Below are 23,536 nucleotides of genomic sequence, written 5' to 3'. Positions count from 1 at the left end.
AGATGATTGGGTAGTGTGAGCGTCACAAGCCTACTCAGCTTGAAATGGTCGCAGCACATTTTTTCTCCATTTGTGCCGCCCCCGACGCCCGTTAAAGCCGTTTTCATTAATGCCCCAGAATCTGCACTCTTCAGGGTATTTCTGCCATTTTTCCATCACCTCCTTAAAAGAGGCTGTTGCTTTTTCATGTTCTAGTTTTTTCACCGCAACTTTGTCTTTTTCAAGATCTTTCAGCTCTCTGCCTCTCCACCACATCTCGCGGTACTTAAAAAATATGTTTAAATAGAGTTGGGTTTTTTCAAGTCCTTCTTTGAGTGCCTGGTAATCTTTCTGGGAGGGAGCTTTTGTTGCATCGATACGGGCAAATGCAGCTTCCATCCTTGCCATGTATTCATAGGCGACCTGATTCCGTTCAAGAATGTGAGCTAAAGGAAGTTTTTTGTATATCTTCTCCATCCCACCATTGCTCATATTTACAGTGGTCGCCCATTTAAAATAAACTGGATGATGAGAGAATTCCCTTTGTCCACCCAGGTAAAGTTCACGGAAGGCAGCCTGACTATTCATCAGTATTTCAGAAACGGCGCTTGCGTTTTCCTGCCCGAAATGGAGGGCTCCCCAATCGGCGGCAACTTGCTCTGCCGTTAAATTCACATCCCATGTGAGGCGCGCTACGAGGTAGGAATTCATCTGCCCGGGGGTAAATCCACGGCTATATATCCTGAAGTTATTCCATGGGCCCGCCATATCGTAAAAAGGCTTATCATGCGGCTTTAACTGACCGTTGGGCAAATATCCGGGGTGAGCGTCGCTCCATATACCACCCGGCGCCCAGGCGCCCCAGGCCTGAATACCTTTTACACCATTCGCTTTAGCTATCCGAGTCTCTTCGGCAAAGCGCTGCTGGTAACAGAGTAACCGTGACCAGCCGTAGAATTCTGGAAAGACATCAAATGTCATGGTAAGCGGACGTTTTTTTCCCAAGCCGTTCTCGATGGCATCGGTAAGCGGAAAACTGAGCCAATAATCGTCACCGGTATGTTTGATTTCAAACTCGGCATCCTCTGGTGTGTTGGCAATCACCTGATCCGAATCCTTAGCACCGTACGCAATCATCCAGGACCGAAAAATAACTTTCTTGTCCTGTTTTTTTCCGGCATTGTGATACATCGTCATCATCTGCCCGGCGCCAGCTTTGCCGTATTTTTTCCAAAGCTTCACAGATTTGTAACCTGAGCGCGGCAGCGACTCGGTGGCAGTAATCACCAGGCCGTCGAGGGGAATCACTTCAAAAAGCTCTTTGATTTTGGCTTCGATGATGGTTTTCATATCCGGGTTCGCAAGGTCCAGCTTGTACAATTCGGCCAATTTCGGCGGATACTGAAATTCATACACCTGCATGAAAACATCGATGTGACGCTCGTGGGCGTAGTCGATGAGATCTGTGAGATGTTTGGCAAAATGCTTTGCCTTAATACGATGGACATCGTCGCTGCCATACACTTCCTTATCAAGGTATTTGTAGGTGATGTAGTCCTCGAAATTCACATGCATAATAGTGAAAGTATTGAATCCAAGTTTCGCGACCTGATCGATGAGTCGTTTGAGCTCCTCTTTTTCTGCTTCGAACCTTTCATGATTTACCCAGGGCTCTTCAAAAAGGTGATAGCCAACCGACGGTAAATCAAACAACTGACCTAGCTCGGTATACATGCGCATGGAAAATTCGGGAGCCCGTTCGATCTTGATCTCCCATAGCTTGTTGCCCAGTTGAAGCTGCTCGGCTAATTTGAAAATACCGTACATCCCCCCTCTTCGATCGCCTTCAATTTTCAGGGTGTTCGCTGTTGGCCCCTTGGCCTGGAAAATTCGGTAAGCTTCATCCTTCAAGGGGGTGGAATCTATGGTGTTGTCCTGCCCCAAATCACCCACAATAATGCTGTTCCCATCCGGCAAGGGATCAACCTTACCGAGGTAGCGAGTAGTTGCCTGATAGCCTTTCTTTTTCAATACACTTTCTAATTCTTTCAGCGCCAGATCATATCCGGCATCCGCCTCCAGTTGCACTGGGAGCAGGATGGATATATTGGCTTTGTTTTTATCGTCATTTTTGGCCTGCAGGGGCGTAGTAAAAGCCAGCCCAAGCGCAAACAGTATTCCTATAGCACTCATTGTGCGAATTGTTTTCTTCATCATATCTAATTCTCCTGTGTTAAGCTTGCGTATCAGGCTCGACTATTTGCGGTCGCCAGTATTCGGCTTCTTTACCATTGCTGAGCGCACAGTCGCCGTTGACGATCAGGTGAGCCGGTCGAGGCGTGAGCGCGATGACGCTCTTGGCCGCCTCTGCAAGACAATCCGCCATGTTCACCACCTCATGCTCGTCCTCCTTGACGGGCGAACCGGGCCACTTCGTCCCCGGGTAGACAAGGTTGGGATTGGCACTGATGTGGGTATCCGCAAGCAACGCCACTCGGTTTGGGTCCAAGCCAGCATGGTCGCTATCCGGGACGGCGGCCAACGCACGAGCGTTCAGCAGAGCAGTCCCGCCAAGGGCGAGCGAGCCCTTAACGAATTGACGGCGAGTGATCGGTGGTAGCATAATCGGCATCCTAATCCTCCTGGGCTCTGTGGTTGAGTGATGGACCTCGAAACGATGCCATGGTCCCGGGCTCCGGCAAGTAGTCAACAAAGTCGCCGTCCTTCTTCCGGAATTCTTCAACGGCTTTGAGTCTGAGTTTGGTCAGCTTTGTATGATACTCAGGGTTCACGGCCAAGTTGTTCAGCTCATCGGGGTCTTTTTCCAGATCGTAGAGTTCCTCAATGACGTTGTCTTTGAAGTGCCGGATATATTTGTATTTTCCGTCCCTCATCATCATCCAGGCATACAGGTCTCTACGCTCGAAAGCGTCGTAGTTCTTCGATTTCAGCTTCTCGATAACGTTATCACCGTACTCGTAAGTCGTATTGATCATGAGCATCGGTTCGTTGAGTTTCCCTTCAGGTTTTTTGAGTAGCCCCAGCAGGTCGCGCCCGTGCAGCTTCCATTCGGGTTCAATGCCTGCAAGCGAGTGAATCGTGCTTACGAGGTCAACCCCGTTAACGGCTTCCTTGCAGACGGTCCCCGGCTTGACGAGTCCAGGCGCTGAGAAAATGAGCGGGGCGCGGATGTTTGAATCATAGGGCATCCATTTTTCATTTGATCCGTGCTGTCCCCAGGCGTAGCCTTGGTCGGATGTGAAGATGATCACGGTGTTATCCAACTGGCCGCTTTCTTTCAGCGCTTTGACAAGGGCACCGACTCCATCGTCCAGAGATTTGACCGCTTTGTGATATTTCTTTACCGCACTGTCATAACCCTTTGGTTTTCCATGCTCATCCTTTTTCCAGCGGGTGAAGTTTTTCAAATGATCGGGCTTGGTCGGGCGTGGGCCGAAAATATCGACTGGAACGTTAGATGAAGGAGCATCGCTATAGGATCTGTTGTGCCTTGGTGCAGGTGTGTAGGGGCCGTGCACGCCCCCGTAGCAAAGCCAAAGGTACCAGGGTTTCTCGGCGCGTTTCTTTTCCTTGATGTAATCGACCGCCAGTTCGGTATAGCGGTCGGTGCTGTATCCTCCGAGCGGCTTACGATCACCGCCGTTGGTCCTGACGAGTGTACCCTTATAATAGGCCATTACGTTATTTCTGCCGCGGCGATCCCTGCCGCCGCGATCCCAGATGACCGAGTAGTCCCAGTCTCGGCCGTGCCCGACATCTTCGCCAAGATGCCATTTCCCTATACAGGCGGTCTCGTAGCCGTTCTTTCTGAATACGGATGGGAAGAACCGTAACTGCTCGGGATCGTATGATACCGCGTAGTGACTGCCCGTAGTATACGTCAGGCTCTTTACGGAGTGCTGAAGCAAGCCAGAAAGGGCACTTGCCCGTGACGGCTGACACCAGGCTCCCGTATAGCAGGTGGTGAAGCGCATCCCTGAATCGGCCAGCTTATCGATGTTGGGCGTCTGAGCCCAGGGACGGGCGTCTTCGTAACAGGAGACCGAACGCGTCGACTGATCATCGGTAAAGATGTAGAGGATGTTGGGGCGTTCTCTTCCTGCTGATGCAGAAGTTTGCGCATGAACATTTCCAGACGGACTTACAAACGCCAGCCCCACAGCGAGCAGCATTCCTATAGCACTCATCGTGCGCAATGTTTTCTTCATCACTTTTTTCCTCCTAGATCGATATCCTTGCAGTTCTCTCTTATGGTGACAAGAGGAGTCCCGGTAACGCTCTTCGTTTCAATGTTGCGAAAGATAGAACCATGCACTTCTTCCAAGACAAATGCGGGACGTTCATCTTTCTGAATGTTTGTGAAACGCACATTTTCAATCTCTACATCATCCGCGTTCCTGACAAAGAAACCGTATGCCGGCAACTTCCCCCAGTAGGTCGCCTGGGGATACGCGCCGGCGAGTTCTTTAATCACTCGTTCACCATCTTTCTTTGTGCCTCCTCCGGGGGATTCAATATTGATGTTGCTCAGTTTTAGTCCTTTGATCGGGTTGCCCGGGAGACCGAGAAAGGCGCATCCATAGTTATGTGTACCGCCTGTTACGGTAATATTGGAGAAGGATATATTCTTCATCGTGCCGTCTTTTAGTATTTCTACATCGGGATGATAGCGACGGTTGCGCTTGCCAAGGCGCACAAAGATCGGAGCTAGTGTCCCTTCAATGGTAATGTTATCGACTGTAATATCTTCACAGACGCCACCATCTACAGCGCCAATACAAACTCCGCCGATTCCTTTCTCTTGATGACCTCGCACATGCATCGTTCCCTTGGACGGCACTACCTTGCAATTGGTAAATCGTATATTCTTAAATCCACCCGTAGATTCGGTTCCGGTTTTCAGCGCGTTACAACGACTACTGACGACACAATCACTGACCAAGACATTTTCAGTCGGGTCAGGGCCAGTACTTTTCATGCAGATTCCATCATCCAAGGCGTCGATTTTGCAGTTGAGAATCTTCACATTACGGGTGCTGTCGATATCAATCCCATCATTGCATCGCTGAGCATGGTTCCAGACGGTGATCCCTTCGACATGCACCCCATCACAATTGAGATAAAGCTGCATCCACATGGCAGAATTCCGCAGGGTCACTCCCGTAACCGTAACGTTTTTACAGGAGGTGACACGTATTCCGAAGGGTTTGGTTTTGTACCAGTTCCTTCTGGGGCTAGGAGGAAATTTCTCCCCCTGAAAATTAATCATGCCGCTTCCTGTAATGGAAATATTCTCCTGCTCCTCGGCAAAAATCAGACTCTTGTCGGTATATTTATCGGTATAAGAGCGGTACTTGACCAGTTTCACCGGATAATCCTTAAGATCAAAACTTCCCAGAAGCACCGCATCCTTCTGCAGGTGCAATTCCACCTTGCTTTTGAGCACGATGGTGCCGGTCAGAAACTTTCCTGCAGGAACAACAACCTGGCCGCCCCCGGCTTTATTGCACTCATCAATGGCGTTCTGTATGGCGGTGGTGCAGAGTGTTTTGCCGTCTGCTACCGCTCCATAATCCTCGATATTATAGGTGCTTGGCGATGAGCTCGATGCTGTAGCTTGAATCTCGGCCCCCGTGGTGAAGGTGGAGGCCGGCAGGCCTTCCTTGTTATACAGGTTGGCGCCTTCCGGATTCGGTGCCCAGGCATAGCGGACAGCGACCGGCTTCGGCACCTCCGGATGCGAGACCGTTACCGTGTCTTTTTCGGAGATTTCAGCCTGTGCCGATTTCCACTGGCGAGCAGCCCCGCAGACCTGGAAATGTTTTAATGGTGTCTTGGTTTCCCGCGTAGCTTCCATTACCGGCTTCTCTCCGGTCATGAGCCCAGAACCGGCCGAATCAAATTTGATGATCATTTTATCGCCTTTGATTTTGTGGCTCTTGTAGAGCGGACCGCTACAGACCGGGATGTTCTGTTTGTAATCGTTTTTCAAGGCCCACAGAGCCAGACGCTTGCCGACATCCATTTTGTTGTGCGGATGGACGTCCCGGGCTTCGCCGATATCACGCAGCACCGCCATGCCGGTGTTTTTCAGTCCGAGCGTTCGGCGTTGCTGATCGCAGACCGTGGGCCATCCATCGAACGCAAGCGTCCCAGGAGCCGGTTTCGCATAGTTCGCCAGCTGAGCGAAGTAAAACGGAAAGTCGCCTTGGCCCCAATGCGCGCGCCAACTACTGATCATCGCGCGAAAATTACGTTCATATTTATTGGGGTTATGGTCAGAATTGGCTTCACCCTGATACCAGATAGCGCCCTTGATGGCGTAAGGGATCACCGGCTTGACCATGCCATTGAAAATTGTGGATGGAGCCGTCGGGCGCCAGCCCCGCCTGGTGGCTTTCCTTTCAGCGCTCTCCTCTTCCTCCTGCACCATATTATTCTGGTAATATAGGGTCATCTCCTCATCCTGCTGATACGCTTCTGCCGGAATCCAGGGTTCCACACGGGTCGCGCCCCAGGCACACAGAATCAGACCGACTGGAACCTTCAGCTCCTTACGCAGCTCGCGACCGAAAAAGTAGGCTGTACCCGAAAAGTCTGGATTGGTTTGCGGCGATGAAGACATCCACTGACCGCTCAGAGTTTCCAAGGGCTCCAGCGGCGACGTGTTAGCGCTGACCGTAAATTGTCGAAGCATCTCATCCCGGGCCGTCTCCATTTCCTGTTTCACATAGGCTGCGGCGGGCTTATATCTATTCTCCGTCCGATGGTTGTTGGTTTTCGCCAGCATTTTCAGCTCAAAAGCCATATTGGACTGACCGGAACAGAACCACACTTCACCCGAAAGCACGTCTTTTATTTCAAGCGTGTTGTTCCCTTTGATCGTCAAGCTGTGCGGACCTCCTGCTGAGGGTGTCTGGAGCTTTACCATCCACTTCCCCTTTTCTCCTGCCGTAACGGCCGCAGTTTCACCCCAGCTTGCGGTGACAGACACTTTTTCACCCGCTTCAGCGGTCCCCCAGACAGGCGCTGTTGTTTCGCGCTGGATCACCATGCCATCGGCAAACAATCCCGCGGGCTTCACATCGGCCATTCCGGAAAATGGTATGAAGATAAGCAGCGAAGCAATCAATTCATATAGCTTTACTTTCATATTTTTTCTCCTTTATTTGCCGTCGCCAGTATTCGGCTTCTTTGAGTCTGCTTGCTTGGCTAGCGTGAAGGTGGCGACCACGGCGCGGTGATCAGAGGGATAAGGGGCAACGACGATGTCGCCGTTTTCTTTGTTTGCACCGATGACCTTTACGTCGGTCACTTTCAGGCCTTTGCCTTTGTAGTAAACATAATCAATACGATCACGGTGGTTACTGGTGTCATCCGGTTTAACCCTGGCGTTCCAGGTGAAGCCGGGCTTTGCCATCTCGTCGGGATGGACCGTGCGATAGGCATCCGTAAATCCTGCTTTGCTCATCATCAAAGAGCATGGCCAGTCCACCTTCATGGGGTGGCGACCGGCCTTGGCTGCGGCTTCAGTCCAATCCAGGTGTGAGGGTTCGTTGAAATCGCCTATCACAAAAACAGGAGCCTCTTTGTTAGGGAGAGCAGCGATCGGTTTCAAAACTCTTGCAAGGTGTTTGCCTCGATTCCTTTTTGCGCTGTCAATCGCCTCGGCTTCGGTCTTGATGAAGGCATAGCTTCTGCCGCCGGTTAGACCCAATAGCAGGTAGGGCTGATACGGACCGTGGGGCAGGTGCAGGCTATAGAAGCGGGCTTCCTGGCCTGAAGGCAGTTTGACCACTATGCCGTGGAACGGTCTTCTGCCACCACCTTTGAACTCCTCGACAATTTCATAGCGCGTCAAGAAGGTATCGGTGTGATTCCACCCCAGCAATTTCGCCAGCTCCGCTGTAGTGTTTTTGCCCATCTCCTGCAGAGCAACGACATCTGCCTGTGCCAGCTCGATCATCTTGCCCGATTGGGATAAGGGTTGCCCCCAATAGGTGCCACCACGGCAGACATTGTAGGTCATTACCCTTACGATGGATTCTTCGCCGGTTTTTTCGTTTTCTGCGTGTAGGGGTGTGATAAATGCCATCCCAAGAGCGAATAGTATTCCGATAGATGTAATCGTGCGCATTGTTTTTTTCATATTTTTCCTATTGTCAAAGTTAAGGTGCTGAGTTCCTAGAGCTGTTCGCAAACTTGAAGATTCGCTCACTTCGCAAGTTTCAAACTCGAAAGCTTATGAAGCGAATCAGAATCTACTTGCTAGTATTTAGCTTCATTGAGTCTGCTTGCTTGGCTAGTGTGAAGGTGGCCACCACGGCGCGGTGGTCAGAGGGATAAGGAGCAACGACGATGTCGGCATGTTCTTTATCTTCGCCGATAATTTTTGAGCCGGTGACTTTGACGCCCTTACCTTTGAAATAAACGTAATCAATACGCATAAGGTGATGATCGGGGTGTGCAGGTTCATACACAGGGGACCAGGTGAGGCCGGGCTTTGCTACTTCATCGGGATGGATCGTGCGATACGAGTCGGTGAAGCCTGCCTCGGCCATCATCAGCGAGGTGGGGAATGACACCTTCATGGGGTGATGTCCTGCCTTGGCTGCGGCTTCGGTCCAGTCGAGATGGGAGGGTTCATTGAAATCTCCGACTACAAAAATAGGATCATCAGTAAGCGCGAAACTTTTGATGAGCTTTAGAAGGCGGCTGATGTATTTTCCACGCGCTTTCTTTGCCCCGGCAATCGCTTCTTCTTCGGTGTCGATTTTGGGATAAGTTCTGTAGCCGCCTTTGAGACCCAATAACTGGTAGGCCTGATTGGGTGGGTTTGGCAGGTGAGCGTTGAAGGCATAGGCATGCTGCCCCGAAGGCAGTTTTACTTTTATCCCATACCAAGGTCTTTTGCCCATACCCTGAGCATGATCCACAATTTCATATCGGCTAAGAAAGGGGCCCCAATGATTCCAAGCCAGTAAGTTCGCTAGCTTCGGGACATTCTCCCCGATTTCCTGCAGGCCAACAATGTCCGCCTTCGCCAGTTGGATCATCTTGGCCGATTGGGATAAGGCTTGTCCCAGATAGGTGCCGCCACGACAGGCATTGTAAGTCATGACCCTCACGATGGACTCTTCGCCGAGCTTTTCGTTTTCTGCGTGCAGGGGTGTAACAAATGCCAGCGCTACTGCGAACACCCTTCCTAAGGTCGTCATTGTGTGAATTGATTTCTTCATAATAAGTAATATTTCCTATGTTAACAGTCGTGTTGATGCGCCTTGTCTACCGCGTCGCTGTGCAGCGCTTTGTTGGGCGGTTCTTAGTCTATTCCGTCGGATTGTTCTTCTCATCGAAGAAACCTGAGATTGATTCAAAGGATTTTTTGCCGTCCTCTTTGATAATGCTCACATGGCCGATTGCGGTGAAGCCTTGCTTCTTGCGCTCATCGGTTATTGTGATCGTGTCCCAAGGACCTTTTCTCTTTTTCTGCTGCCAGAGGCTACCCTTGCCGTTGATGAGATCGATCTCCTTGAGGGTGACTTCAAGGCGGTCCTTTTTTACCGTCACGAGCATGTAGTTCGGTTTGTCGGTGCGGCCGAGCAAGCCGCCGTGGGCGACTTGTATAATGCCGTCCTGTTGCTTGCAGGTGACGGCGTGGACTTCGCCGCAGAGGTAGAGGTCGACATCATACTTCACCATCGTTTTCCAGAAGGCGGATTCCGGTCCCTGCACCATGAGCATACCGGAGGAGCTGAACGTTCGCACGGGGCGGAGGACGGGTGTGTGACCCATCACGATGATGTGATCGACTTGGTCGCGATGATTTTTGAGGACTCCTTCAAACCACTTGAGCTGCGCGCCGGTCACTCCGGCGGCGATTTCGCCTTGCTTGCTTTTGCCGGTTTCAAAAACATCGACGGAGACGAAGAGGACATTTTTGTGGGTCCAGTGAAAGGCGGTGCCTTTCATGTGATCGGGGCCGTTGAGCGGCATTTTGAGATGGCGTCGGAAGGCTTCCTTGTAATGTGGTACCAGCTTGGCCTTGTTGCCACGCCAAGGATTGTCGCCGATCTCGTGATCACCGAGGGCGGTGTAAACCTTGAGCTTATGATCAGCCCATCGCTTGCTCCATTGAGGGTAGTAAAGGTCGGCCCATTTGTTGACGTCCTCCTTTGTCGGTCCCCAATGGCCCATGACAAGATCACCCGCGACCATCACGAAAGCGGGGTTCTCCTTCTTCATTGAATCGAGAATGAATCCCAAGGCGTCTTCCCAACCCTTCTGAGGGTACTCTATATCAAAGTTCAGAAAGTCGGGAATACTGCAGAATGTCCAAGACTCTGAAGACTCTGTGTCAGCTTGTTGATTAGCGTCTGCCGCATGCACATCGATGCAGAACAAGATGCCAATACAAAATGGGATCATAAAGAGGTTCATCATTGGTTTCAGTCTTTTCATATTATTTTTCTTCCTATTGTCAAAGTTAGTGCGTGCTGAGTTCCTAGAACTGTTTACAATCTTGAAGATTCGCTCACTGCGCAAGTTTCAAACTCGAAAGCATGTGAAGTGAAGCGAATCAGGGATAACGGCTATTTTTTCGTTTTTTTCGGGCTCTTCTTTGTTGGCGCTTTAGTCGCTAATTTTTTGTGAGTATCCGGCAGATCTAAAAGCATTTGAGGCTTGTCCTTGCTCCAGTACCATACGCCTAGGGCATCGTAGCGTTTCAATTGGAAGGGAATGAGTACTTGGTCGCGGTAGTCCGGCCAGCTCAGGATGCTCGGGGCTTCCAGTTTTCCACCACGCCAGGTCCGTTCGGAAAAACTAGCTAGGCGCGGATAAGTGCGGTCGCCGAAATCCTTCATGGTTTTGATTGATTCACTCCAAGTGCAGGCAATGGCACCTACTACGAGTTTGCGAGTCTGTTCTGTTTTTCCGAGCATGTCGCCAAAGGGATCCCAGTTATAAAGTTGGGCAGGTGAAATTGGCTTAGCCCATCCGCCACGTGTACCCGAATTTTTCATATCGAAATAGGTCCAATAAGCTGGGGAAAGAATGAAGGGTTGCTGGCGAAGATTCGCTTCTTCATCGACCGTGTTTTTGAGTTTTTTCCACCAGTATTTTTTACCGTAGCGCCACCATTGAACCACAGCTCCTTTGTCATGAAAACCATGCATGAAGGCATCGTCCCAAACAATTGGCGTTTTCTTCAGGTCATTTTTAATGAAAGAAGAGAGCTCAGTCGCAAAGGCAACAAGTTCTTTCTTTGAATATATTTCTGACTTCACTTTATAATTCACCTCGTCACAGCCAATGTGGATATATTCGGGATCGAAGAGCTCGTTAATCTCGCTCAAAACCTTTTTGGCAAACTCAAGCCCCTGAGCATCACCGCGCATGACCTTGCCTGGCTGACGCAATTCTTTCGGATTTTTTAAGTCTGGGTAGGCTCGGATTGCGGACGCAATGTGCCCTGGCATGTCAATCTCGGGAATAATGGAGATGTAACGGCTCTTGGCGTAGGTGTAAATCTCTTTGGCATCTTGCTGTGTTAGGAATTGAGCGGGAGCTTTGGGGTTGCTTCGGGAACCGATGGCGCCGACAGTCGTCAATTTCGGGTAGGCTTTGATCTCGATCCGCCACGCATCATCATCGGTCAAGTGAAGGTGGAGGGTATTGAGCTTGTGCATCGCCATGCTATCGATGATCTTGAGTAACTCTTCTTTGGTACGAAAATGACGTGAGATATCTACATGTAGTCCACGGATGCGGTCCATGGATGGCTTATCCTTGATGCTGAGTGCGGGAACTTTGAGTTCAAGTCCGGCCTGGATCTTGTCGCCGTAGACGGCGGGCGGCAAGAGTTGAAGCAGTGACTGAACGCCGTAGAATAGCCCCCGTTCGGTCTTCGCGGCAATGATGATTTTCTCCGCAGTACTTTCGAGACTGTAGGCATCGTTTTCAGTGAAGGCGTGCGCATCATCGGATAGGCTTAAAACAATAGAGGTCCCGCTTGCGGCCCCTTTTCTCTTAAGAGTTAAACCACAACTTTTACGGAGTCGTTGCTGTAAATAGCTTGCGCAATTTTTGCTTGCTTCAGCTTGGCCGATAATGACGGTATCTTTGGTGATAAGAAAAGACTTACCCGCCTTGGTCTTCGCTTCGTAGGGCATCGGCACAATGCCAAAGCCATTTTCTGGTGTTCGTTCAGCCGCAAAGCTACTTAGAATACTCATAGAAAGCATCCAAGCTGTCATTAGTCGTTTATGCATAATCATTTCTCTATTTATTGTTTATTTTTTTGGACGTTCTTGCTTTCTTAATCTCCATATCCCATGGATTGGCCGCTCGTGCTTCATAGAGAGGGCTAGCATCCTGATCGGGAAGTGAGTCAACGACAGCCTGAAACTTTTGCAGCGCCACTTTGTGTTCAGCGAGCTCGCTATCAAGTAGATTTGTTTTTTCCCATGGATCCTTCTTGAGATCGTGTAGGCGGGTGATCTGCTTCTGTTCAGAGACCCAGGCTTTGTACTGCTTGTCGCGAATGACTCGAGAGCCAAAAACTTTTGCGCCTCGCACCCCGTGCTCAGTCATTCGTCCGCCACCGCCACCAAGTGACATGATCCAATCGCGAGCTGAATCCTGCTTTTTACCTAGAATCACAGGAGCAATAGAAGTTCCGTCGATGATGAGGCCCTCAGGAAGCTCGCCGCCTCCGAGTTCTACGAAGGTGGGTAGCATATCGGCAAAGTCAGTCAGTGCATCGCTTTCGACACCCTCCGGAACGAGTCCCGGACAGTTGACAATAAAGGGTGCGCAAACGCCGGCTTCAGATAGTTCACCTTTGGCTCCTACGACCATTTTTCCGTTGCGCATAGCGCTGAATCCTAGGTGAGGGCCAGTGGTGCCATTATCGGTGGTAAAGATAACAATAGTGCGATCACGTATCTTCAGATCATCCAGTGATCTCATCAATTTACCCACCATCTTATCCGCATAGCGAACCATGGAAATGTGTCTTTCGAGGCGACTCTTTGCCTTGGGTTCATCCGGGCTAGCTACCCACTTTCTATGCACGAGTGCCATGGGGTAATAGATACACATGGCGTCCTCTTTATGCTTGGTCATGAATTTGATTATGTGGTCGCTATAAACGTCTGGACCGAACTTTCCGGCGTAGGTTTTGCTACCCTCTGGAGTATTGATATAAGGGTTGTAATAACGCTTGTCACTGGCTGCGTTACCAGTCTCACTGCCGGTCCACATCGCCCAGTCATCAAAACCGTGCTTCTTCATCGCCTGGGGTTCGATGCGAAAGTCATTGATCTGCCATTTACCTGCGGCACAAGTTTTGTAATCAAGATTCTTCATCAGTCGGGCAAAGGTGGTGTTTTCCTTCTGTTTCCAGTCAAAATAGGCGACTCCCCAGCGTGGGACGTCCCAGTGACTCACATAACCATTGCGCCAAGGGTATTTTCCGGTCAGCAACATCGTGCGTGAAGAGGTACATGAGGGCATGGAGTAGGCGTTGTTAAAAGTCATGCCATTCTTGGCTAGAGCGTCGATATTCGGGGTCTTGATATCTTCTGAGCCGTAGGAGCTGACCCACTCCTTTCCGAGGTCATCAACCATAATGAAAAGGATGTTGGGTTTAATGATTTTTTTGGCTGCTGGCTTCGCACTCTCAGCTGCAAAGGTCGTTCCGAGGCTTAAAAAAAGCATTGCCCCTGCCATCAAGCTTTTATTCATTAAAAATATTTTATTCATCATTGTTCCTTATAATATTGTACTTTTTCACAATAGGCTTGAGAGCTTATCACTCCGATTTCTTTGTGGGCAGCAGTTAAAATAGAGTTTGTTTATACTTACTTAAGTCTGTTAAACCAGAGTTTTTTAAGAGTGCTACTACTATTGACGAAGATAATTTAATGTTTTTTCATAAAAGATTAGACGCCGCTAATAAAAAAGGCCTTAATTGTAGAAATGTGTAAAAATCTGAGGCTTACCGTCCAAATTACCCTAATAAAAGCTATATAATTTGATTATACAGTAAAATATATATAATTATACAGTATCACTGTCGTTTTATATGGGTTTATTAGTTTAGATCAGATAAGATCAAATTAAATCCTGAGGTTGAGATGAGAACGATAATCGGCAAAAATAAAGAAACTCAAAAATTTAGTCAATCTTTTACTTTGATTGAAATCTTGGTGGTGGTGGCAATTATTGGAATTCTAGCAAGTCTACTCTTACCCGGTTTAAGTAAGGCTCGTGAAAAAGCTCGGCAAGCCGTGTGTAAGAGTCAGCTTAAACAGATCTATTCTGCAAAATATATGTTTACTGACGACAATAAAGGTGAATTGCCTGCCGTTCGAGGACGTGTAGCCGGCGGCCATTACAAGGCGTGGTTTTGGAGCGTGGCGCCATATTTAAAAATAGAGCAACAGGATACACTTCGACTTAAAATGTCTGACGCTGTTCGTGTCTTAAAATGCCCGAGTAATGACATTATATCAAGATATGGAACCCAGCACTACTGGACGGGTTATACCTACCCCATCTGGGCAGGTTGGTTGCAAAAAGGACCAGGCAATTATGAACAGGTTAATATCAACAGTATTTCGGCACCACATGAGGCCCTGTTATTAGGTGAATGGACAAGTTACACATATGATAGATCCTGGAGAGTAGGCCGCGGTGGTTTTCATAGTGGTAACGCTAATCGTTTGTTCATCGATGGCCATGTAGGCCAAGGTTTGCTAGACCAGAATTTCGCAGGAGCGAACAATTACTGGTACCAGTGGTCCTATGGCCAAGGACAATAAAGAGATTTTAAACAATTCTTGGGTATTTCATACTTGTCTTTTTTGAAGACTAAGCGCATCTTGCAGATTGTTGCGCGAAGCGCAAATATTTGTCGGGTCAAGAGCTGACAAGTTCCTGCCGGACGGGCAGATAAAAACTATTCGCCTCTACGGCGATCAGCTCGATCAGCGACGGATCTAATGGTAGGGAACTTAAGCACATGCCGAAGGTATGTAGTATGGTAGCCACCGGATTTATCCGGTGGGTATTGTTAAAAAATGATATCAATGCGGAAGGTATGAAGCTAAAGCTCTACAGCGTAGTTTCGGCACGCACGATGCTCTTATTCAAACACCACGGACTTAGGTCCATGGTTACATTCCTAAGCTCTTCGAGCTAAAATACCTATCAAATTCTCTTAAGTTCTCCACCATTACGGGGGCTCCCCGCTCAATGCTATTAAGTCCCTTTACTTATTCGAATGTAAGTCCTTATGATAAATGCGGGCGAGCCGCCCGCGCTCCCAGGCAAGATGCTTCTTGTGAACTTAATAGATATGGCCAAAAAGTAGCTTGTAGCTCCGCGACTTCCTCCTTAAGTTCCTCTTCATTTCAGACTCGAATCCAAATGATTAAAGTTTTTTTGAAGGGGGAGTTTGAGGGGGAAACAGGCAAAGCCTGATTTATAAATGCCGCTTTGCGGCTTTGTTCACAAAAAGTTACCCTCTCACGGTCTTGTTTTTGAAGAACTTAATAGCATCATCTCCCTGCTGCTTCATCCAGGTGGATATACCTGCTTTTAGCCCTTGTTGCTTAGACTTATGCGGAACTCGCAAGCACTTGTACAAAAGTCAAAAATATGACTAGCTTTGTGATCTTTATTTTTTGGTCTTGTTTTTATTGATTGCCTTCGTTTTTCTGGGATAGGGGAATTGATACTCATTATATTTAATGACGTTCATCCCTTCAGGATCTACATGGCCGTCATCTCCTTGATCTTTCATCCATTTTTTGATGTCCTTTTTGAATTTTGAAATCATGGCAGAATATTCGGGATTTTCTGCAAGGCTCTTAAGTTCATAGGGATCGTTTTGTAAATCATAGAGTTGATACTGTGGTCTGGATCGGATCCTATTGACCATTGCTTCGGCATGTTCATCCATCTTCATGCGATCAATCATGGATGCATATATGCGGCCATGATCTGTGGGTCGTACTCTCCCAGTTAAATCGGTGGAAGTGACATTGACCACGTAGAGGTTATCTGGGGTTAGATTCCAAATCAATTTATATTTGCCATTGGTAACGGCTCGTATGCTGAAATGGGGATCTCCTTTACTTTGGTGGACGCGGTTATTAAAGAGAAAAAAGGCTTGTTTGCGATGAGTTTTTGTTTCTCCTTTTATGAGAGGGAGTAAACTTTTACCATCTAGACTAGAGGGGGGCGTGCCTCCAGCGGCATCGATCAAAGTCGGCACGATATCACAGTACTGAGCGATGGCATCAGTCTCAAACTTAGCTTGCCACTTATCGGGGAATTTAATGACACAGGCTGAGCGAACTCCCCAGTCAAAGACCGTCCATTTACCTCCCACCATACCAGTGCCATTTTCATCCAGTACAATAATGATTGTGTTATCCAATTTCTTATTGTCTTTAAGGATTTTCAGGGTGTCGCCCACTTGACGGTCAAATTCTCTTACTTCGGCTAGGTAGCGCCAATAGGCGGATCTTGTCTGTGGCGTATCAACTAGGTTTGGCGGCAGGACGACGTCCTCTTCTTTCCAGTATTTGGTATCCCCGACAGTCCAGGGTGAATGGGCATGAATGGAGCCAATGACAAGACAAAAGGGCTGCTTGGGGTCGCGTTTGATAAAGCTTTGAACTCCGCGCCAGTCATCGGGCTTGGGCTTTGCTTCAGCAGCTTTACCACATATTCCAGGGATTGTTTCAAATGGGTATACTTTCTCCGGTGAGATGTGCTTTTTTCCTGCGAGGCCAACGCGATAACCAAGGTCGCTAAGGTAATGCACCACACTTTTAACATCGGGATTAGAGGCCTTGTGATTGCGAAAAGTCCCATTTCTCTGGGGCATTAGACCAGTGTATAGCTCTGCTCTTGCAGGGCCACACATGGCTTCGCTCACAAACATATTGGAGAATTTAATGCCATTTTGAGCCAAGTTGTCTATGTGGGGTGTTGTATGGGGATTAGGAGAACCATAACAGCCGATGCTATCTGAGCTTACGTCATCCGCTAGCAAGATGACAAAGTTGGGCTTTTGTTTGATGTCTTTGGCAAGTAGTGAGCCTGAGCTTAATAATCCTATGATTGCTAAGAGACGAGTTGCTGGTTTGAGGCTAGTTAAAAGAGATCTAAATTTCATTTGATTACCCTATTAATTTTTTGTTTTCTTAAGCTTCATGTCCCATGGGTTGGCAGCTCTTGGTGTGTATAAACGGTGGGCATCCTTATCGGGAAGCGAATCGACGATAGCCTGAAACTTCATCAGAGCTTCTTTGTGCGCGACAAGCTCGCTATTAAGAAGGTTTGTTTTCTCTAGAGGGTCTGCATTGAGGTCGTGCAGGCGAATGATCTGCTTATCTTCCGAGACCCAAACTTTGTGTTGTTTATCGCGAATGACGCGCTTGCCAAAGGTATCTTTGTTACGCACTCCGTCCTTAGTGATCAGACCGGCGCTTTCGCCGATGGACATGATCCACTCGCGGCCTGAATCCTGCGCTTTGCCTAGAATCAAGGGAGCAAACGATTTTCCGTCGATAACGAGGTCCTCGGGCATCTGACCGCCTGCGAGTTCTAGGAAGGTAGGGAGTAAGTCAGAGAAATCGGTGAGGGCGTCGGTTTGGATCCCAGCGGGAACGAGACCTGGACCGTTGACAATGAAGGGAGCGCAAACTCCTCGTTCCGACTTTCGTCCCTTTTCTCCCCTGACTGGAAGCCCGTTCACGGTGCCTGTGATACCAGGGATCGTGCCGTTATCTGTTGAGATGATGATGATGGTGCGATCACGGATTTTTAGCTCGTCAAGAGTATTAACTATCTGACCAACACACTTGTCCACGTAGCGCACCAAGGCCCTGTGCTTATCGAGTCGGGTCTTTAGCTTAGGCTCATCAGGGGTGGCAACCAGCGGAGGATGCGGAAGTGGCATCGGGTAATAGAGGCACATCGGTTCGTCTTTGTGCTGACGCATGTAATTGATCAGGTAGTCGGTGCATACGTCTGCAATAAACTTATTTTTGTATACCTTGCTGCCCTCTGCAGGCGTATTGATGTAAGGGTCATAATTGCGGCTCGCACTTACTTTTTCGTTACCGGTCTCACAGCCCGTCCACATCGCCCAGTCATCGAAGCCGTGCTTCTTCAGGACATGAGGTTCGAGGCGAAAGTCATTGATCTGCCATTTGCCTACCGCACAAGTGGAATAACCATTGGCTTTCATGAGGCTAGCAAAGGTAGTGTTTCCCTTTTTCTTCCAATCAAAGTAGGCGACTCCCCAGCGCGGAACATCCCAGTGACTCGTCCATCCGGTGCGCCACGGGTATTTCCCCGACAGGACGGTGGTACGCGAAGGGGTACAGGAGGGCATGGAGTAGGCATTATTAAAGATCATGCCACCAGCAGCTAGCGCATCAATGTTTGGGGTTTTGATGTCTTCAGCTCCATAGCATCCCACCCATTCCTTGCCGAGGTCATCTAGCATGATGAAGATGATATTGGGTTTATCCACGGATGATTCAGCAGCACGACCAGTGAATCCACCCATAGTCATTGCCCCCATAAAGATCATCGCGATAAAGGCTCCACGACAAGAATGCATTTGAGTTATTATTTTTCTAATCATGGGGGGGGATATCCTGTATTGGCTTAAGTTTTGGTGTATTAAAATTTATTTTGAGTCTCTAAGTCGATGCAGTTCACTCAGCATAAAATCGATGGTACGCTGGATGATTTTCTCACGCGATGGCTCGATGGGGGTGGAACCGTCGGCCTGCCGCCAATTGTGTCCGGCATTTTTGATAATCATGATTTCCACCGGTGCCTCGCAGGCCTTAGCCTTTTCTTGCATATAATAAGCATGCTTAAGGGGGATAGTCGTATCTCCATCACCCTGAATCATCAGTAGTGGAGGACTGCCTTTGCGAAGGTAATTAACTGGACTGACTTCGCGGTACAAGCGTAGTTTATCTTCGGGTGGAGTTCCAGCCTTGAGTACACGCGGCCCAAAGCGATCGCGGAATTTCGCGCGACCATCGTGGTTGAATAGCGCGGTCTTCTCGAAGTCACAAGGGCCATACCAGGAAACACCGGCAAGCATGGTGTAGCGCTGGCCGGCAAGCTCGGCAGCACCTGGAAAGTCAGTCGGCTGGGTCAGTAATAACATTTGAGCGAGTTGACCACCAGCAGAGTCGCCATAGCTAAAGACTCGGCTTGAATCGAGATGGAGTTCTTTGCTGTATTTGGCAAGATAGCGCACTGCATCCATGGAATCCGTCACACAATCGCGGATACTCGTTTTCCCATCTTTGCAGAGCCGGTATTGTACTGCGACCACACAAAAGCCTGCTTCAGTTAAGCCCCGCACAGTCCGGGCAATATTTGATCGCCCTTGAGCCTTATTCTTACTGCCCGCAGCCCAGCCTCCGCCATGAGTGTAGACCACCAGGGGGTAGAGACCGCTAAGTTCAGACGCTGGATAGAAGAGATCCAAGTGCAGCGCTCCTTCTGCACTTGTCTTGTAGACGATGTCCGCTTTCAGATTGATTGGCGTATGCTGCGAGGCTTGATTTGCCTGCAAAGCCATGGCACTTGCAAAAATCAAGGAAAGAATAATGAGTCTGAATATTTTCATCATCTGCTATTCAAACTGGATTTCGATTTTATCGAGCATCGGCTTGGATTTATTTTTTGTCGTATCTTGTAATTTGAGTTCAAAGCAGAAGCCGTAGCCCTCTGGGAGTCTGCTTAGGTCCATTGAAGCTGGGATGCGTTTGACCTGCTTGGAGAAGCCTTTGATGTAGTCGTATTGTTCCTTGACTTCTTGCCAATCGCTCCAGCTATCTACTTTACCGTCATTTGTCGTATCGACACCGACGCGGGCTTCTACTTTCTCGACCCATGGGCCGGGGCTGACGTAATCCTCATTCGTTTGGTTGATGAGATAGAATTTACCTTCGGCAAAACCAATATCGGGGTCTGGGTGACCCTCTCCGAGTTCGCCGATCAGTTCGAACTGCTGATCTAGGCTTGGCGAAGTGAATATTCCAATGCGAATCTTTTTGTGAGCGGGATGATAATCGCCTACGAGGTAATACTGGCCACCAATTGCAATGGAAGCCCAATCGCCGTAAGCATTCTGTGCGGGAGTGTGTATTTCGTATTTGGCAAAGGCTCGGGTGTCGCCCTTTTTGAGGCGATACTCGCGATTGGCTTCTTGCATCGTTTTTCCGGGGAAATTTTTGGGGTCCTCTTCGTGCCAGTGTGGGTGGGGGTATTCGGCAAACTTTCCCGTCGGTTCAGTACGATCATCCACTGCAGGGGCGAGGATTTTGAAATCGCCTTTACCATCTTCGCTGACCGCATGTCCTGCTAAGGGAGAATCCCAAGAATGCTTTCGCGCATTGATCGGGCTGAAATTCTCGTAAATGAGATGGAATTTACCCTCTAGGTCACGAATGATGCTACAATCTGAGCCATCGGAAGGATCTTTGAAGGCTAATCCCATATCCTTGCCTGGCTTGCCATCGGTGAGGTCATCGTCGATGTAAAGGTGGGGATCTTGGTCATTGGGGAAATCATAATAAATATAGGCTTTTCCGTCGACGAATTCTGCCGTTGTTGACCATTTTGCGTGTTTCGCAGTGACTGAGCCATGGTGCACCCAGTTAATCATATCATGGCTTTGCCAAGCGTTGTAGCCACCCTGGTTTTTCTGCGCAGCACCGGGAGCATCGAAGAGGTGGGGATGGGGAGTTGTTTTTAAAGGTATATCAAAGCCTTCTAAGCTTGCTGATTTGGATTTAAAGCCCTTAGCTTTTGCAGCCCTATTGCGGCCCATTATCCAATAATCATTAGGTCCTTTGACGAGAAAAATCGGTGCGTCACCAAGTGTGGGAGGTGTTATTTTTGCCTTTGTCGGTTCCCAATTTTCCCACTTGGTCGATGCGCTGATTTTCATTGTTTGAGCCGAGCGCTTTTCTTTAAAACGCTGAAGTTTGCTGTGATAGACACCCTCTTGATCGACTAAGCTGAGTAAATCGTCGTCAACTGTCAGTCCTTTGATTTCTTGGGTAGCGCCCTTCCAGTCCTCAGAGCTTGTAATTCGCCAGTTTTTATTGGACTGGGCATGCTTTGCTATATAGCCCTTATCATCGCTTATTTTTTCTTGTCCAAAAAGCGGCAATGCAAAAACAAGAACGAGATGAGCCCTTTTAAAAAATCTATTTTTACTAATCATTTTTCTAATTCCTCGATAGTCCATGGTGTTTTGCGTTTACGATACTTCTTACGGACTTGTCGGACATCATTATCTGTCAACATTCGACTAGAATTTCCCCATGAATTGCGAATATAAGTCAAAACTTCTGCCAAATATTTATTATCATGGCCCTTTAACGCCTCCATGGCCCCGGGATAAGTTTTGCCTTCTATCGGACCTGTTAAGCCGTGCAGAGCAATGCGGACAAGTTTATCTGGTGCTCCAAGAACTCTCTTGGATCCCTTCAAAGGCGCCGCCAACATCATATCGGTCCCCGCCATTTGCACCCCTGCTCCATCTAAACCGTGACAGGCAAAGCACAAAGATTTGTAATGTTTTTCTCCGGCTTGCATGGTCTTCTCAAATAGGGGCCCCTTGCCTTTGAGTGCATCCCTAAATTCCTGATATTTTCTTTTGGCTTCATCATCTCGAGCTTTTTGCGCTATATGCAAACTCAAGACAGGATCCAGAGCGTGTTTTTCTTCAAATTCACCTAAAAAGTTTTTAGCAATAGTTTCTGGACCAAAACTAATCATACTCCAATAAGCTTGAATCAAAATTTCTCTTCTCGTTTCATTTTTTAGAATACCTTCATAGACTTTCAGTGTTCCCTTATTCGCATTAGCTAAGGAAGGATCTGCTAACTGAAGTCCATGAGTTGCTAAACGCAGACCTGATTTATTTTTCAGGAATTTTAAAGAAAAGCTAGGACCGATGACGCCAAGGCCATCAAGGGTCCATAAAAGCTCGATTTTTTCTTGGGTATTCTCTGAACGATTTAAAGCCTGCCTTAAATCCGTATGCAAAGTCTTCTCATTTCTCAAAACGATGAGTTTACGTACCGTGCTTCTAATGGAACCATTTTTATGCCCTAAGTAAGGAATCAATTCTTTTGAACTCATTTCTAAAAATTGGGGATGGCTAAATTTTTCCTGATGATTTTTGGGCACTAAGCGATAGATCCGTCCCATTTTTTTATTTTTAGCCAAGCCATATTCATCGATCACACCACGTAAATAAGAACCTTTAGCCGTCCAATTGCCCTCTTGAATAATACCGCGATACATATCCACTATATAAAGCGCGCCATCGGGACCCGTTTTAAGGTTGACTGGACGGAAGTTAGCATCTGTCGCACGAATAAATTCACTCTTGGGATAAGGATTTTTAAGTTGACGATAACCCTCACTTGTGTCGATTTTTGCCATGCGAACTAAACGCCCCACCGGCTCACAGATGAGATAATTGCCGTAAAACTCAGGCATGAGCTCACCTCGATAAACAGCATGCCCACATGCAGCGGTCATGTGGTTTAATGTATTATCCTTGCGGATACGCGCAAGTCCTCCTTGTGAATCGGGGATATTATCAATAGGCCAAACTTCATTAAAGTCTTTTTCTAACTCATCGGGGAATTTAGCCCGCGTATATTTTGTCGGCACTTGAAAGTACTGAAAACTTTCTTCTCTTCCTGAAAATCCGCTAGAAAAATGGCCATCATCATCACAGCCCAAACCCCACTGAGTATTCACCGAACCACGCTCATCAGTAATCACTTCTCCATCAACAATTTTGAAACGTTTTGCTCCTTTGGTGATGTAAATCCAGTTATCTAAATTCCAGATTAAGCCACTCGACTGATGCTCTAAATTGCCCTGCTTGGGACCGCCCTTATACCAGATTTTTTTCTCATCGGCTTTACCATCATTATTTGTGTCACGATAGGCATAAATATCGAGCGTATTCGTTTCACAAATTAAAATCCTATCATCTAAGGGAAGAATCATTCGAGGTAGTAAAAGTCCATCAATAAAAACAGAAGATTTATCCATCTTGCCATCTCCGTCTGTATCAGACAACTTCATCACCCGGCTTGTACGATCAAATTGCCCAGTGGCATCTGCATCCTGCATGTAGGTACTCATTTCAATCACATAGAGATTGCCGTTGGCATCCCAGACACAATCGACGGGCTCCTGGATCATTGGTTCAGATGCGACAACTTGGAGCTCATAGCCTTCGGGAACTTGAATTGTCTTCAAGCTTTCTTCTGGGCTTAAGGCTTTGACTGAAGCATATTTATCCGCTGCGTTCCCATAAAAGGAAAAAATTATTAGCAATAGTAGATGAGTCCGTGTAAACTCAAAAGTTTTTTTGATTATTATCTTGTCGTTAAAGTTCATTAAATTTCTCTTCATTTATATTTTATCCTGAATCCGCGATCTGCTT

Annotated in this window: 15 protein-coding genes; 1 reads left to right on the top strand and 14 read right to left on the bottom strand. The window is 48.0% G+C overall.

From position 1 onward, the window contains the following. Positions 1 to 30: 30 nt before the first annotated feature. The 9 genes from PQO03_RS13825 to PQO03_RS13785 form a co-directional block, all read right to left on the bottom strand. Positions 31 to 2,196 (bottom strand): hypothetical protein, encoded by a 2,166-nt coding sequence (locus tag PQO03_RS13825; protein ID WP_274153781.1) that lies wholly within the window; start codon positions 2,194 to 2,196, stop codon positions 31 to 33. A 16-nt stretch (positions 2,197 to 2,212) separates the two neighbouring features. Further along, on the bottom strand, positions 2,213 to 2,611 hold the full coding sequence (locus PQO03_RS13820; RefSeq protein WP_274153780.1) for a hypothetical protein: 399 nt from the start codon (positions 2,609 to 2,611) through the stop codon (positions 2,213 to 2,215). A gap of 1 nt (position 2,612) precedes the next feature. Next, entirely contained in the window at positions 2,613 to 4,208 is a 1,596-nt protein-coding gene (locus PQO03_RS13815; protein WP_274153779.1) for a sulfatase-like hydrolase/transferase, read from the bottom strand. Beyond that, positions 4,208 to 7,153, bottom strand: coding sequence for a glycosyl hydrolase family 28 protein (locus tag PQO03_RS13810; RefSeq protein ID WP_274153778.1), 2,946 nt, complete (start codon positions 7,151 to 7,153; stop codon positions 4,208 to 4,210). The genes PQO03_RS13815 and PQO03_RS13810 overlap by 1 nt, the downstream gene beginning before the upstream one ends. A gap of 12 nt (positions 7,154 to 7,165) precedes the next feature. Further along, complete coding sequence (locus tag PQO03_RS13805; protein ID WP_274153777.1) at positions 7,166 to 8,149, bottom strand: endonuclease/exonuclease/phosphatase family protein; 984 nt, start codon at positions 8,147 to 8,149, stop codon at positions 7,166 to 7,168. Positions 8,150 to 8,261: 112 nt separating this feature from the next. Further along, positions 8,262 to 9,239: an endonuclease/exonuclease/phosphatase family protein gene (locus tag PQO03_RS13800; protein ID WP_274153776.1), complete on the bottom strand. Its 978-nt coding sequence runs from the start codon at positions 9,237 to 9,239 to the stop codon at positions 8,262 to 8,264. Between the two features lie 88 nt (positions 9,240 to 9,327). Beyond that, on the bottom strand, positions 9,328 to 10,461 hold the full coding sequence (locus PQO03_RS13795) for a metallophosphoesterase family protein (protein ID WP_274153775.1): 1,134 nt from the start codon (positions 10,459 to 10,461) through the stop codon (positions 9,328 to 9,330). Between the two features lie 131 nt (positions 10,462 to 10,592). Further along, positions 10,593 to 12,272, bottom strand: coding sequence for a beta-N-acetylhexosaminidase (locus tag PQO03_RS13790; RefSeq protein WP_274153774.1), 1,680 nt, complete (start codon positions 12,270 to 12,272; stop codon positions 10,593 to 10,595). Between the two features lie 10 nt (positions 12,273 to 12,282). Next, a complete protein-coding gene (locus tag PQO03_RS13785) occupies positions 12,283 to 13,767 on the bottom strand; it encodes a sulfatase family protein (RefSeq protein WP_274153773.1) in 1,485 nt (494 codons plus the stop codon). A 374-nt stretch (positions 13,768 to 14,141) separates the two neighbouring features. Between PQO03_RS13785 and PQO03_RS13780 the strand changes: the two genes are divergently transcribed. Further along, on the top strand, positions 14,142 to 14,828 hold the full coding sequence (locus PQO03_RS13780; RefSeq protein ID WP_274153772.1) for a DUF1559 family PulG-like putative transporter: 687 nt from the start codon (positions 14,142 to 14,144) through the stop codon (positions 14,826 to 14,828). An 857-nt stretch (positions 14,829 to 15,685) separates the two neighbouring features. Here the strand turns inward: PQO03_RS13780 and PQO03_RS13775 are convergent. Genes PQO03_RS13775 through PQO03_RS13755 form a run of 5 tightly spaced genes read right to left on the bottom strand, consistent with a single transcriptional unit; the run spans position 15,686 to position 23,505 of the window. Then, complete coding sequence (locus PQO03_RS13775; protein WP_274153771.1) at positions 15,686 to 17,194, bottom strand: sulfatase family protein; 1,509 nt, start codon at positions 17,192 to 17,194, stop codon at positions 15,686 to 15,688. Positions 17,195 to 17,206: 12 nt separating this feature from the next. After that, positions 17,207 to 18,673 (bottom strand): sulfatase family protein, encoded by a 1,467-nt coding sequence (locus PQO03_RS13770; RefSeq protein ID WP_274153770.1) that lies wholly within the window; start codon positions 18,671 to 18,673, stop codon positions 17,207 to 17,209. A 45-nt stretch (positions 18,674 to 18,718) separates the two neighbouring features. Continuing rightward, positions 18,719 to 19,633 carry an alpha/beta hydrolase gene (locus tag PQO03_RS13765; RefSeq protein ID WP_274154332.1) on the bottom strand — a complete coding sequence of 305 codons (915 nt, stop codon included), beginning with the start codon at positions 19,631 to 19,633 and terminating at the stop codon, positions 18,719 to 18,721. A 54-nt stretch (positions 19,634 to 19,687) separates the two neighbouring features. After that, positions 19,688 to 21,286: a glycoside hydrolase family protein gene (locus PQO03_RS13760; protein WP_274153769.1), complete on the bottom strand. Its 1,599-nt coding sequence runs from the start codon at positions 21,284 to 21,286 to the stop codon at positions 19,688 to 19,690. Beyond that, entirely contained in the window at positions 21,283 to 23,505 is a 2,223-nt protein-coding gene (locus PQO03_RS13755) for a DUF7133 domain-containing protein (RefSeq protein WP_274153768.1), read from the bottom strand. The genes PQO03_RS13760 and PQO03_RS13755 overlap by 4 nt, the downstream gene beginning before the upstream one ends. Positions 23,506 to 23,536 lie beyond the last annotated feature (31 nt).

Source organism: Lentisphaera profundi, assembly GCF_028728065.1.
In the GTDB taxonomy this organism is placed as follows: domain Bacteria; phylum Verrucomicrobiota; class Lentisphaeria; order Lentisphaerales; family Lentisphaeraceae; genus Lentisphaera; species Lentisphaera profundi.
The sequence above is the reverse complement of the archived record's forward strand: the minus strand, read 5'-3'. Positions and strand labels throughout refer to the sequence as shown.